The 12318-nt window shown below is 72.8% G+C and carries 11 protein-coding genes and 1 pseudogene; 8 read left to right on the forward strand and 4 right to left on the reverse strand.

Translation table 11 applies throughout. The annotated features are described in order from the left end of the window. Positions 1–146 precede the first annotated feature (146 nt). The 4 genes and pseudogenes from ACZ4D5_RS23870 to ACZ4D5_RS23885 all read left to right on the forward strand — a co-directional run bounded on the left by ACZ4D5_RS23870 (position 147) and on the right by ACZ4D5_RS23885 (position 3392). Positions 147–783: pseudogene (locus ACZ4D5_RS23870) on the forward strand (C40 family peptidase). Positions 784–834: 51 nt separating this feature from the next. Then, positions 835–1899 (forward strand): hypothetical protein, encoded by a 1065-nt coding sequence (locus ACZ4D5_RS23875; RefSeq protein WP_467774413.1) that lies wholly within the window; start codon positions 835–837, stop codon positions 1897–1899. 189 nt (positions 1900–2088) lie between these two features. After that, a complete protein-coding gene (gene sigJ / locus ACZ4D5_RS23880; protein WP_467774484.1) occupies positions 2089–2931 on the forward strand; it encodes an RNA polymerase sigma factor SigJ in 843 nt (280 codons plus the stop codon). Next, entirely contained in the window at positions 2919–3392 is a 474-nt protein-coding gene (locus ACZ4D5_RS23885) for an SRPBCC family protein (RefSeq protein ID WP_467774414.1), read from the forward strand. Before sigJ ends, ACZ4D5_RS23885 begins: the two co-directional genes overlap by 13 nt. A gap of 81 nt (positions 3393–3473) precedes the next feature. Here the strand turns inward: ACZ4D5_RS23885 and ACZ4D5_RS23890 are convergent, their stop codons facing one another. Next, positions 3474–5054 carry an MFS transporter gene (locus tag ACZ4D5_RS23890; protein ID WP_467774415.1) on the reverse strand — a complete coding sequence of 527 codons (1581 nt, stop codon included), beginning with the start codon at positions 5052–5054 and terminating at the stop codon, positions 3474–3476. A 92-nt stretch (positions 5055–5146) separates the two neighbouring features. On the opposite strand from ACZ4D5_RS23890, the gene ACZ4D5_RS23895 reads away from it, so the two are divergent. Together ACZ4D5_RS23895 and ACZ4D5_RS23900 are read left to right on the forward strand one after the other, a co-directional pair. Next, positions 5147–5578 carry a MarR family winged helix-turn-helix transcriptional regulator gene (locus tag ACZ4D5_RS23895; RefSeq protein WP_467774416.1) on the forward strand — a complete coding sequence of 144 codons (432 nt, stop codon included), beginning with the start codon at positions 5147–5149 and terminating at the stop codon, positions 5576–5578. A gap of 178 nt (positions 5579–5756) precedes the next feature. Next, on the forward strand, positions 5757–7055 hold the full coding sequence (locus ACZ4D5_RS23900) for a phytase (protein ID WP_467774417.1): 1299 nt from the start codon (positions 5757–5759) through the stop codon (positions 7053–7055). On the opposite strand, the gene ACZ4D5_RS23905 is transcribed toward ACZ4D5_RS23900, so the two are convergent. From ACZ4D5_RS23905 to ACZ4D5_RS23915, 3 genes are all read right to left on the reverse strand, one after another. Beyond that, positions 7009–8301: an NAD(P)/FAD-dependent oxidoreductase gene (locus ACZ4D5_RS23905; RefSeq protein WP_467774418.1), complete on the reverse strand. Its 1293-nt coding sequence runs from the start codon at positions 8299–8301 to the stop codon at positions 7009–7011. The genes ACZ4D5_RS23900 and ACZ4D5_RS23905 overlap by 47 nt on opposite strands. Next, positions 8301–8624, reverse strand: coding sequence for a 2Fe-2S iron-sulfur cluster-binding protein (locus ACZ4D5_RS23910; protein WP_467774419.1), 324 nt, complete (start codon positions 8622–8624; stop codon positions 8301–8303). Before ACZ4D5_RS23910 ends, ACZ4D5_RS23905 begins: the two co-directional genes overlap by 1 nt. 221 nt (positions 8625–8845) lie before the next feature. Next, positions 8846–9775 (reverse strand): LysR family transcriptional regulator, encoded by a 930-nt coding sequence (locus ACZ4D5_RS23915; protein ID WP_467774420.1) that lies wholly within the window; start codon positions 9773–9775, stop codon positions 8846–8848. Positions 9776–9977: 202 nt separating this feature from the next. Between ACZ4D5_RS23915 and ACZ4D5_RS23920 the strand changes: the two genes are divergently transcribed. Beyond that, complete coding sequence (locus ACZ4D5_RS23920) at positions 9978–11279, forward strand: cytochrome ubiquinol oxidase subunit I (protein WP_467774421.1); 1302 nt, start codon at positions 9978–9980, stop codon at positions 11277–11279. A 5-nt stretch (positions 11280–11284) separates the two neighbouring features. Continuing rightward, on the forward strand, positions 11285–12304 hold the full coding sequence (gene cydB / locus ACZ4D5_RS23925; protein ID WP_467774422.1) for a cytochrome d ubiquinol oxidase subunit II: 1020 nt from the start codon (positions 11285–11287) through the stop codon (positions 12302–12304). Positions 12305–12318: the final 14 nt, after the last annotated feature.

The raw sequence follows: 12318 nt of genomic DNA on the forward strand, positions 1-12318 counted from the left end.
AGCTCGCAGGAAAGGCAGGAGACACAGTGCGGACACCGGAGTTCACCACCGAACGACGCGGAGCGGCGCGGCACGGCGCGACACGGCCCGGCGCGGGGCGGCGCTGCGCCGGGCGGCACGCGGCCCCCCGGCCCCCGCGGCGCGCCGTGCGCGGCACGGTCGTCACGGCCATCGGCGCGGCCGCGCTGCTCGGCGTCGGGGCGGGTACCGCGAGCGCGGAACCGGCGCCGAGCCGCGCGGGCTGGGACGGCTCCAAGTACTGGTACAAGGACGCCACGGGATGGTGGCGCTGGACCAGCCACAAGGACCGCTACGAAGCCCTCACCGGGACATCGGGCGCAGACGGCCCGAGGGCGAGCGCTACCACCCGCAGCACCTCAGGCACCAGCACGGGCACGGGTACAGGCACGGGCACGGGCACGGCCCAGGACTCTCCTTCTCCGGGCAATGCCCCGAGCGCCGTCCAGTGGGCCAAGGGCCAGCTCGGCAAGCCCTACATCTGGGGCGGCACCGGCCCTCACGGGTTCGACTGCTCGGGCCTCGTCCAGCAGGCCTACCGGCACATGGGCATCGATCTGCCGCGCGTCGAAACAGATCTCGCGCGCCGAACTGCGCCCCGGCGACCTGGTGTTCTGGTCGTCCAACGGCTCGGCGTCCGGCGTCCACCACGTGGCGATCTACCTCGGGGACGGGCGGTACCTGGAGGCCCCGCGCCCGGGCACGTCGGTGCGCGTCTCGTCCTTCGCCGCCTACCACCCCAATCTGTACGGCCGCGTGAGCTGACCCCGCTCCCCCGGCCCGCACTCGCAGAAGGCTCGCAGAAAGGCTGCCCTCATGGCCCCGTCCCACGACCCGCGTACGCACGGTTTCCTGCCGCGACGTCTGCCCGCGCCCCATCTCTCCGGGGCCTGGACGGATCTGGACGCGCTGGCCGCGGCCGCCGCTGCCGCACCGTCCAGGGAGGAGGCTCGCTTCCTGGTCGAGAAGGCGGCCCGCTGCGGCGAGTTGACGGTGCTGCGGCGGCGCGTCGCGCGGCTGCCGCAGCACCGGGCCAGGGCGGCGGCGATGCGGGTGGCGGTCGTCGTGGCGGCGTGCGGCTGGACCGATCTGGACCCGCTGGCGCCCGTGTCGCGCCGGGGGGCGCACGAGGAGTTCCTGGCGCTCTGGGCGGCGCTCGCACACCGCGGCGACCACCAGCAGTTCGTGGCGCTGCCCACGCTGTCGCTGCTGAACTGGGCGCCGTCGCGCAAGCCGGGCAGGACCGTGCCGGTGGACCAACTGGCCCGCACCGAGCGCCTCGTACCCATCGTGCGCTGGGCACCGGAGGACCAGCCGCTGTCCCGGCTCGACCGGCTCATGCTGGCCGGGGTGCGGCTGGAGGCCCACGGCATCTGGATGTTCCGGCTCGCGCACACCCTCGCGGGCCGCTCCCCCGGTGACGGCGCCGTGGCCGTCGCGCTCGCCAGGCTGACCCGCGTCCAGCACGCCCTGCGCGGACAACTCCAGCTGGAGGAGCGGAATATGGGACCGGCTCCGGCGAACGGGCAGCAGTGCGCGGTGCTCACGGCGCTCGCCGGGCAGGGGGCGCTCGAACCGCCGGTGCTGCTGACCGCCGACGCGGTACTCGGCATGGGCGGCCGCATGGGCGGGGGCAGCCGCCACCAGCTGCGCCGCCACCTGCCCGACCAGCACCGCGCCTGGCTCTCCGCCCTGGACCGCCACAGCGCGGGCGTCCGCACCCTCACCCATCGCCGCGGCCCCGACGCGGACGCCTACCGCGAGGCCCAGGAATCCCTGGTCGCGCTGCGCCGCACGTATGCGCAACTGGTGCGGACCGCCACGCTGACGAGCACGGGCACGGCACCCCGCAGGCCCCGCGCCCTGCACGCTGTGAACTGAATCACAAGGGCGAAGTGTCACGCTCGGCCCGTGCGACGTGTCTCGATGGGTGGCCGCGGGGCCGACGAGAGGAGCCGGGTGTGATGCCGAAGTGCCGACGCGTGCGTGTGGTGGGGGTGTGCCGTGGCCGCTGACGCCGAGGACGCCTTCACCGAGCACCGTCCGCTGCTGTTCACCATCGCGTACGAGATGCTGGGCAGCGCCGCCGACGCCGAGGACGTGCTGCAGGAGAGCTATCTGCGGTGGAGCGCGGTCGACCGCGCCACGGTCGAGCATCCGCGCGCCTATCTGGTCCGACTGGTGACGCGCCAGTCGCTCAACCATCTGCGGGCGGTCAGGGCGCGGCGCGAGGAGTACGTCGGCACGTGGCTGCCCGAGCCCATCCGCACCGCCCCCGAGGTGAGCGAGGACGCGATCCTCGCCGAGTCGGTGTCGATGGCGATGATGCTGGTCCTGGAGACGCTGAACCCGACCGAGCGCGCGGTGTTCGTGCTGCACGACGTGTTCGGCTACACCCACGGCGAGATCGCCGCCTCGGTCGGCAAGGCCGAGGCCACCGTCCGGCAGATCGCGCACCGCGCGCGCCGGCACGTGCACGCGCGGCGCCGCCGCTTCGAGCCCGACTCCGGGGCCGCCCGTGAGGTCGTCGAGCGGTTCCTGCGGGCGACGACGACCGGTGAGGTCCAGGCGCTGATGGACCTCATGGCGCCCGACGTGGTGCAGATCTCCGACGGCGGGGGGAAGCGGTCCGCGGCCCGCCGCCCGATCACCGGCCGCGACGACGTCGTCAAGTTCCTGCTCGGCGTGGCCCGCACCAGCCTCACCGCGAGGACCAGCGTCGAGCACGCCACCTACAACGGCATGCCCGCGGCGCGCTGCCTCACCGACGGAGAGCTCGACTGGCTGCTCGCCTTCGAGATCGACGACGGACGGATCACCCGCCTCTACGTCATGCGCAACCCGGACAAGCTGCACCGCGCCGACGCGGTGCGTCCACTCGACCGAGGAGATCACCAGCCATGGAAACCATGACCGTCGAGCGCACCGTCGACGCCCCGATCGACGCGGTGTTCGCCTGGCTCACCACGACCACGAACTACACGAGCTCGCCGCTGGTGGTCCGCTGCCGGCTGGCCCGTCGCGGCGAGGGCGCGCCCTACGGCGTCGGGGCGGTGCGCAACCACCTGTGGCTGATCGGCTGGTTCCGGGAGCGCATCACCGTCTACGACCCGCCGTTCGCCACCGAGTACGTCGTCGACCGCAGCCTGCCGCCGTCGCGGCACGAGGTGGGCCGCATGACGTTCACGGAGGTCGAGGGCGGCACCCGGGTGCGTTGGACCACCCGCGCGGAGATCCCCGTCCCGCTGGTCGGTCCCTTCCTCACCCGGCGCGTCGCGCGGCCGATCATCACCCGCACCTTCGGCAACATCCTGGAGGCCGCGGACAAGGCCCTGGCCCCGCGGCGCGCGCGTGCGGGGTCACAGGGCGACTGACGCACGGAGCGGTCGGCTCACGGAGCTGCTGGCTCACGGAGCGGTCGGCTCACAGAGCGGCTGACTCACCGCGTGACCGGCTCACAGCGCGACCGGCTCCTGGGCGTCCGCGCGTTCGGGAGCCGGACCCGAACGCTTGCCCTGCGGGCGCAGGGCGAGCACCAGGAGGGCCGCGCCGCAGAGCGCGATCAGCATGGTCCAGACGGCGCCGACGTGCATGGCGTGGATGAAGGCGTCGTCGGCCGCGCGCGCGAGGGCGGGCCGGTCGGTGGTCGTGGCGACGTGCCGCGCCTGTTCCGCGGAGACCCGTGCCCGCTCCCGCACCGGGGCGGGCAGATCGCGCAGCGAGCCCTCGATCGCGCGCCGGTACACGATCGACATGACCGTGCCGCCCACCGCGATCCCGAGCAGACTGCCGGTCTGCCGCACGGTGTTGGTGACGGCGGATCCGGCGCCGGCCCGCTCCAGCGGCAGGGTGTCCATGAGCGCCGCCGTCACCGGGCCGATCACCATGCCGATCGACAGGCCCTGGACGGCGAACACGATCTCGTTCCAGACGAGCGGGGTGCGCAGTCCGAAGAGCGCGGAGCACCCCATCGCGAGCGCCGCCGCGGTCAGCGCCGTCGCGGTGACGGGACGCAGCGACCAGCGGCGCACCAGACGGACACCGAGCGGTGCCCCGACGATGGTGCCGACCGCCGTCGGGGCGACGGCGAGCCCCGCCTCCAGCGGTGAGAAGCCGCGTGCGCCCTGCAGATAAAAGGCGCCGTAGAAACCGGCGGCGGTCATGGCGAACAGCAGCATGCCGAGCGCCGCGTTGGCGCCGCCGAACATGCGCCGGGCGAGCAGCCGGGGGTCGAAGCTGGGCTGCCGGACGCGCAGTTCGACGCGGACGAAGGCGGTGAGGAGCACGGCTCCCGCGACGATCGGCGCCCACACGTCCACCGGGCGCCAGGAGGCCACCTGGCCCGCGCGGATCAGCCCGTACGCCAGGGAGGCGAGGCCGCTGATCGAGAGGAGCAGTCCGGCCGGGTCGGCGCGGCGCCGTGTGGGGCTGCGGAAGTTCGGGACGAGCATGAGGATGCCGGTCAACGCCACGGCCACGACAGGGATGTTGACGAGGAAGACCGAGCCCCACCAGAAGTGCTCGAGGAGCAGGCCGGACAGCAGCGGGCCCGCCGCGATCCCGACGCCGGCGGACGCCGAGGAGACGCCGACCGCGGTCGCCCGCGCGGGGCCGCTGAAGGTCCACATGAGGACGGCCGTCGCGGCGGGCATGATCAGCGCGCTGCCGAGGCCCATCACGGCCCGCGCGGCGATGAGCTGGCCCGCGTCACCCGCGTACGCGGCCCAGACCGAGGAGACGCCGAAGACCGCCATGCCGCTCGCGAGTACGGTCCGGTGACCGAGCCGGTCGCCCAGCGCGCCCGCGGTGAACATCAGGGTGGCGAAGACCAGGGTGTAGGAGCCGGTGGCCCACTGCAGCTGGGCGGGGTCGGCGCCCAGGCCGCGGACGGGGTCGGCGAGGGTCTCGAAGGCGGTGGTGAGGACGGTGTTGTCCAGCCAGATCAGCAGCGTGGACAACAGGAGGACGGCGAGGACCAGTTGCTGCCGGGACTTCGGCAGGGGCCGCGGCGTCGGTAACGGCTGAGGCGTCGTCATGGGGACCTTCGGTAGGATCGTCAAGAACCTGACGGTCGGATTCTGCGAGATCGTCAAGAACCTGTCAATCTCCCTTCGAGGAAGGCCGGACGTTGGACTGCCACCGAGAGGAACTCGGCTCCCTGACCTTCATGGTCCGCAGGGTCTGGCTGAACATGCGGTCGGCGATCGCCGCGGAGCTCAAGGAGTTCGGCCTGTCGACCTCGCAGTACGCGACGCTGATGATGGCCGCGGCACAGCCGGGGATGTCCGCGGCGGAGGTCGCCCGCGAGGTGGCGAGCTCACGGCAGGCCGCGGCTGAAATGCTCGGCGGCCTGGAGTCGCAGGGCCTCATAGAGCGGCGCCCCAACCCGAAGGACCGGCGCAGTCACCGGATCCACGTGACGGAGACGGGTCTTGCGCGCCTGGCCGACGCCCGCGTCGCCGTCGACCGCCGCGAGGCGGAGCTGGAGGCCGCGTTCTCCCCGGAGCAGCGCGCCGTCGTGCGCGACTGGCTCGCGGGCGTCTCCGAGGCCTGCCGCTGAGCCTCGGCCCACTCACCGCCCGACTCACCGCCCAACTCACCGGCTCACACCGGCCGTTCACCTTCCGCTCACGGCCAGGACGCGTTACCTCTCGGTAAGTCGTCACACGTGGATCGCACACTCCCGATGCCTCACCGCGTTCCCACACTCACGACCTCCCCACCGAAGGAGTCCTCACGTGCTCACGTCCCGCACCGTCCGCCCGGCGGTGCTCGCGCCCGCCCTGGCCCTGGCCGCGCTCGCCGTCGCCGTGCCGTTCCCCGCCGACGCCGCGGCGCCGCCCGCCGTGCCCCCGCGGGCGGAGACCCCCGCCCTGCACGACGACGAGGCGGGCGGCGACGCCGACGCGGACGACCCGGCGATCTGGCGCAACGCCGCGGACCCGGACCGGAGTCTGGTGATCGCCACGGCCAAGCAGGGCGGCCTGCGCGTGTACGACCTGGGCGCCCGCGAGGTGCAGTCGGTGCCGGCCCCCGCCGCGCCGGGCCCGGACCACGCGCCCGGCCGCTTCAACAACGTCGACCTCGTCCACGGGCTCCGGACGCCGTCCGGCCGGGCCGACCTCGCGGTGACCAGCGACCGGGGCGGCGACCGGCTGCGCTTCTACCGCATCGCGCCGGACGGCCGCGGCGGCCCGCTCACCGACGTCACGGACCCGGCCGCGCCGCCCGTCTTCTCCTCCTCCCAGGAGGAGATCGACGAGCAGCGCACCGCATACGGCCTCGCCACCTGGACCGACAAGGCGACCGGCCGTTCGTACGCGCTGGTCAGCCGCCGCGAGCGCACCAGCATCGCCCTGCTGGAGCTCCTGCCCAAGAGTGACGGGACGGTCGGCTACCGCAAGGTCCGCACCCTGGACCTGCCCGCCGACTTCCGCCTGCCGAACGGCACTTCGTGGTCCCCGTGCGGCGAGCCGGGTGAACTCCCGCAGGTCGAGGGCATGGTGGTCGACCCGGCGAACGGCACGCTGTACGCGGGCCAGGAGGACGTCGGCATCTGGCGGCTGCGCGCCGACCTGACCGGGACGCCGCGGCTCGTCGACAAGGTCCGTGAGTACGGCGTCCCCGGCACCTACGACGAGGAGACCGAGGAGTGCGCCGCGGGCGCCGACCCGGGCTACGGCGGCACCCGCCTCTCGGCGGACGTCGAGGGCCTCACGCTCGTCACCGAGCCGGACGGCGACGGGCTGCTGCTCGCCTCAAGCCAGGGCGACAACACCTTCGCCGCCTACGACCGCGAGGTGTCCGACACCAACGAGTACGAGGGCGGCTTCCGCGTCACACCTGCCTCCGCCGCCCTCGACGGCTCGGAGGAGTGCGACGGAGCCGCCGCGCTCGCCGCCCCGCTGGGCTCCGCGTACCCGAACGGGCTGCTCGTCGTGCAGGACGGCCACGACGCCCCCGGGGACGGCGAACGCCCCTCCACCAACTTCAAGTTCGTGGATCTGGGGAAGGTGCTCGACGCGGTCGACGACTGAGCCCTTCCGCGCGGGCGGCCAGGTGCCCCTTGAGCGTGAACCCCGGCGACGCGACATCGCCGGGGCTCACCTCGGCACCCATGGCGAGGAGTTGACGGGCCGCCAGGTGATCGCCGGGACGGTTGACCGACTCGACCGCCCGCAGCTCGCCGCCCCGGAAGAGGAGCACCGAGAACGCGCCGGGGTCCTCGCCGAGTACCAGCTCGGTGTCGTGGCCCTCGTCGATCCCCGCGATCTGCAGGGTCGTCGAGAACTGGTCGCTCCAGAACCACGGCAGTTCACCGTAGGCGTGACGCGCCCCGGTCAGCCGCTCGGCGACAAGGCGGGCGTGGCCGACGGCGTTCTGCACCGACTCCAGGCGCAGCCGGCGGCCGGAGCGCACCTGCGGGAACGCCGCGCAGTCCCCGATGGCCGAGATGTGCGGATCGGCGGTGAGCAGCCGGGAGTCGACGGTGACGCCGCCGTCGACCGGGAGCCCGGCCGCGGCGGCCAGTTCCGTGCGCGGCGCCACACCGACGCCGACCAGGACCAGGTCGGCCGGGAGCCGTCGGCCGTCGGTGAGCTCCACCGCCGTCACGGCTCCGCGCCGGTCGCCGTGCAGGGCGGCGACGCCCTGGCCGAACAGCAGTTGAGTGCCCTCCTTGCGGTGCAGCCACGCGAAGTGCGCGGCGGTCCGCGCCGAGACGGCGCGGGCCAGCGGTCGCTCGCACGCTTCGACGACCGTCACCTCGCGGCCCGACTCCCGTGCCACGGCGGCGAATTCGAGACCGATGAACCCGGCCCCGACCACCACCGCGCGCCGGGCCGCGGCGAGCGAAGCCCGCAGTGCGGCCGCGTCCCGCGCGGTGCGCAGGGTGTGCACGCCGCGCAGCCCCGCGCCCGGCACCGCGAGCGTGCGCGGCCTGGCCCCGGTGGCCAGGACGAGATGGCCGTAGTCGCGGAGGGCTCCGTCGGCGAGGCGGATCGTGCGCGCGGCCGGGTGGATCGCCGTCACGGTGCCCTCGACCAGTTCGATCGACTGGCGTACGTAGTACGTCGCGGGCCGCAGCCACAGCAGCGCCTCGTCCGCGTCGCCCCTGAGGTATGCCTTGGACAGCGGAGGGCGCTCGTAAGGGAGCGTGTCCTCGCCGCTGATGAGGGTGATGCGTCCCGTGTGGCCGCGTTCGCGCAGGGAGGCCGCCGTCTGGTAACCGGCCTGTCCCGCGCCCACGACGACGACGGATGCGGGGTGTGCGCCGTTGGTCATCAGTTCTGCCGTTCGGGGAGGTGGACGGTCAGGCCGTCCACGGCGTCGGTCACCACGAGTTGGCAGCTGAGCCGGCTGGTGGGCCTGCGCGGGCTCGCGGTGAAGTCGAGCAGGTCGTCCTCGTCGGGCCGCGCGGGCTCAAGGCGGTCGACTGCCGCCTCGTCGACGTAGACGTGGCAGGTGGCGCACTGGGCGTTGCCGCCGCACTGGGCGACGATGCCGTCGATGTCGTTGAAGACTGCGCCGCGCATGACGCTCGTGCCGCGGGCGACGTCGACCGTCGTCGCGGTGCCGTCGGCGGCGACATAGGTGATCTTGGGCATGCCGGAACTCCTCGATGGCATCCGGCGGGGGCGCGAGGGCGCGCCGCGGCACGGATGCGGGTGAAGGGAAGAAAAGGGAGGAAGGGATCGGCGGGGGACGCGACACCCCTTGCCGACTCGCCGTCGCCCGGGGGCCGTTCGGACACGCGACGTCCTCGGCCCGAGGTGCGGCGGCGCATGGGAACGTACCAGAGGAGTTCCCGGCACGCCAGGGCTGATCGCTAGGGCTGTTCCTGTCCGCGCTCGCGGCGGGGGTCGGGCAGGTGGTGCGTCATGAAGGGCCTGCTGGTGACGAACTCCCGGAATCTCAGGGCCGCTTCGGACAGGTGTGTGTCGCGGTTCCACACCAGGGTGAGCACCCGATGGCAGTCGGGCGCGTCCAGGTGCACCCAGGCCACCGGGACGCTCGTGTGCGTGCCCACCATGCGGGAGATCGCCGGGATGAGGCCGATGCCGAGGTCCGCGCTGATCATGTGCTGGCTGGCGCCCGGCTCGTCGCCCTCGCAGGCCACCAGCGGCGTGAGCCCTTCGGCCGCGAACAGCCGGTCCAGAAGGGCGCGTTGCCAGTGGCCCAGGCGCGTGGTGACGAAGGGTTCGTCGGCGATCTCGGGGATCGTCACGCTCTCCCGGCCGTCCAGCCAGTGCCCGTAGGGAACCGCGAGCAGCACCTCCTCGCGGGCCAGCTCGATCTGCTCCAGGTGGGCGCCGCTCAGGGGCTGCGATGCGACACAGAAGTCGACGTCCCTGGCGCGCAGTTGGCGCTCCATCTCGTCCGCGGTCGACTGGTAGAGCCGTACGTCGGCGCGGGGGTGCGCGGCGCGGAAGCTGCCGAGCAGCGGGGCGATCGTCAGGAGCGTCTCCGAGGCGACGCTGACCCGGCCGAGTCCGAGGTCACGGGCCTCACGGATGGCCCTGCGGCCGTCGTCCAGCTCGCTCAGCGCGCGGTCGACGTGGCGCAGGAAGATCGCGCCGTACTGATTGAGCCGGATGCGGCGGCCCTGCCGGTCGAAGAGCGGGGAGCCGAGCTCGGCCTCCAGGCGCGCGATGGTGCGGCTGAGCGAGGGCTGGGCCACGCACAGCTCCTCCGCGGCGCGGCTCATGTGCTCGTAACGGGCGACTGCCTGGAAGTAGCGCAACTGCAGAAGATCCACGGTCCACCTTCACTTATGTCATCCGAGTCATCTTCACATAGCGAAACCGGTCTTGGAATGCATAAGCGATTCTCCCTACGGTCGTCATCGAGGTCACCGCACGGGTGACGGGCAACGGCGCCCGGCATCCGTACACGCGACGCGGGGGCCTCCCCACTTCTTTCCGGCTTCCACCCTCCACCCGCCCCAGGAAGGTCACATCATGAGCGCTGCGGAGCTGGCCCGACTCCAGTTCGCGGCCACGACCGGCATCCACTGGCTGTTCGTGATCCTCACCATGGGGCTCGTCCCCCTGGTGGCCGTCATGCACACCCGGGCCGCCTTCACCCGCGATCCGGCCAGGAGAGCCGTCCGGGAGCGCATGACCCGCTTCTGGGGACAGCTCTACGTCATCAACTACGCGGTCGGCATCGTCACCGGCCTCGTCATGGAGTTCCAGTTCGGGCTCAGCTGGAGCGGCCTGAGCAAGTTCGCGGGCAACGTCTTCGGCGCACCCCTGGCCCTGGAGACCCTCATCGCCTTCTTCGCCGAGTCCACCTTCCTCGGCATGTGGATCTTCGGCTGGGGCCGGCTGCGCAAGGGCGTGCACGTCACGCTCATCTGGCTGGTCGCCCTGACCGCGTACGCCTCCGGGTACTGGATCATGATCGCCAACGGCTTCATGCAGCACCCCGTCGGCCACGAAGTCCGCGGCGGCGTCGCCTACTTGACCGACTTCGGGGCGCTGCTCACCAACTCCAGCGCCCTGGTCGCGCTCGCCCACGTCTCGCTCGGCGCGCTCACCACGGGCGGCGTCTTCGTCGCCGGCGTCAGCGCGTACCACTTCCTGCGGGGCACCAAGGAGACCGAACTGTTCCGCGGCTCCATGCGCTGGGGGATCTGGGTCTCCATGGCCGCCTCCTTCTTCGTGGTCGTCGTCGGCGAGATGCAGCGGCCCGTGATCGAGCGGACCCAGCCCATGAAGGAGGCGGTCCTGCGGGGCAGCGGCGTGGCCGAGGCACAGGCACGACTCGTCAAGGAGTACGGCCCCGGCGACTACGTGCCCTGGCAGGACACGATGCGGATCTCGATGGACGCCATGACGATCATCGGCAACACCGTGTCCACCCTCACGCTCATCGCCGTCGTCCTGCTCTGGAGGAACCGCCTGATGCGCTGGCGCCCCGCCCTGTGGGTGCTGGTGGCGACGGTGCCGTTCCCCTTCGTCGCCTCCGTGGGCGGCTGGATCGTCCGCGAGGTGGGGCGCCAACCCTGGCTCGTGTACGGCGAGTTGACGGTCGAGGACGCGCTGTCCCACGTCAGTACGGCCGCGCTCGCCGTGTCCTGCGCCGTGTTCATCGCCGTCTTCCTCGCGCTGGCCGTGACCAACTGGACCCTGATCACGCGCTTCGCCCTCCGGGGCCCCGAGGCCACCCAGCTCGGCGCGACCGATCCGCTCCCCGACGAACCGCCGAAGACGCCTCCGGCCCTTTGGACCAACACCCCCACCCCGATGGAAAGGTGAGCGACATGAGCCTGGAGACTCTCTGGCTGGCCCTCCTCGGCCTGCTCCTCGCCGGATACTTCGTGCTCGGCGGCTACGACTACGGCGCACAGATGCTGCACCCCCGCCTCGGCGGCAAGAACGGCCAGGAAGACACCGGGCGGAACGCCGCCCTCGACGCCATCGCACCCTTCTTCCTGGGCAACGAGGTCTGGCTGGTGGCCTTCACCGGGGTCCTGTTCGGCGCCTTCCCGCACCTGGAAGGCAGCCTCCTGTCCGGCCTCTACCCACTGATCGTCGCGATCCTCGTCGGCCTCGTCGTCGGCAACGCCGCGATCCAGCTGCGCGGGCGGGCGCGCACCGCGGGCGGGCGCCGGACATGGGACGCCCTGATCGTGTTCGGCGGCGCGCTGCCCGCCGTGTGCTGGGGGTTGGTCCTGGGACTGCTCCTCCACGGCGTGCCCCGGCGGGCCGACGGCAGCTTCCACATCGGGTTCGGCGAAGTGTTCTCGCCGTTCGTGCTGGCCTGCGGCGTGACCACCGCGCTGCTCTTCGCGGCACACGGGGCGGCCTTCGTCGCGCTGCGCTCCGGGCCGGGCCTTACCCTGCGGGCACGGGGGTTGGGCGGCCAGGCGCTGCGCGGAGCAGCCGCCGTGGGCAGCCTCGCGCTGCTCCTCACGCTCTTCGGGGCGGGCGCCTCGATGACGAACCGCGCGGCCTCGGCGGTCGTCGCCGCGCTGTTCGCCGCGGCGCTCGCCGGGGCCTGGTGGTCCTTCGACCGCGGGCACGGCGTGCGGGCGTTCGTGGCCACCTGTTGCGCGACCGCGCTGCCGGTGCCGCTCGTGGGCGCGGGCCACTACCCGTACGTCCTGATCAGTTCGGCAGGGACGGGCCTGACGGTCGACCACGCCGTCACGGACGGCGCCACGTTGAAGATCCTGAGCGCGTTCGGGGTCCTGGTCGTCCCGACGATCCTCGCCTACCAGGCGTGGAGCTGGTGGGCCTTCCGGGGGCGGACGGGCCGCCGTCACCCCAGCTACTTCTGATCCCCCGTTCCTCC

It is taken from the genome of Streptomyces sp. NPDC025651, assembly GCF_055558735.1.

What these genes read in the sequence shown, in the direction of transcription:
- ACZ4D5_RS23875 (WP_467774413.1), top strand. Translation starts at nt 835, where the DNA reads ATGGCCCCGTCCCACGACCCGCGTACGCACGGTTTCCTGCCGCGACGT.
- sigJ (WP_467774484.1), top strand. Translation starts at nt 2,089, where the DNA reads ATGCTGGGCAGCGCCGCCGACGCCGAGGACGTGCTGCAGGAGAGCTAT.
- ACZ4D5_RS23885 (WP_467774414.1), top strand. Translation starts at nt 2,919, where the DNA reads ATGGAAACCATGACCGTCGAGCGCACCGTCGACGCCCCGATCGACGCG.
- ACZ4D5_RS23890 (WP_467774415.1), bottom strand. Translation starts at nt 5,054, where the DNA reads ATGACGACGCCTCAGCCGTTACCGACGCCGCGGCCCCTGCCGAAGTCC.
- ACZ4D5_RS23905 (WP_467774418.1), bottom strand. Translation starts at nt 8,301, where the DNA reads ATGACCAACGGCGCACACCCCGCATCCGTCGTCGTCGTGGGCGCGGGA.
- ACZ4D5_RS23910 (WP_467774419.1), bottom strand. Translation starts at nt 8,624, where the DNA reads ATGCCCAAGATCACCTATGTCGCCGCCGACGGCACCGCGACGACGGTC.
- ACZ4D5_RS23920 (WP_467774421.1), top strand. Translation starts at nt 9,978, where the DNA reads ATGAGCGCTGCGGAGCTGGCCCGACTCCAGTTCGCGGCCACGACCGGC.
- cydB (WP_467774422.1), top strand. Translation starts at nt 11,285, where the DNA reads ATGAGCCTGGAGACTCTCTGGCTGGCCCTCCTCGGCCTGCTCCTCGCC.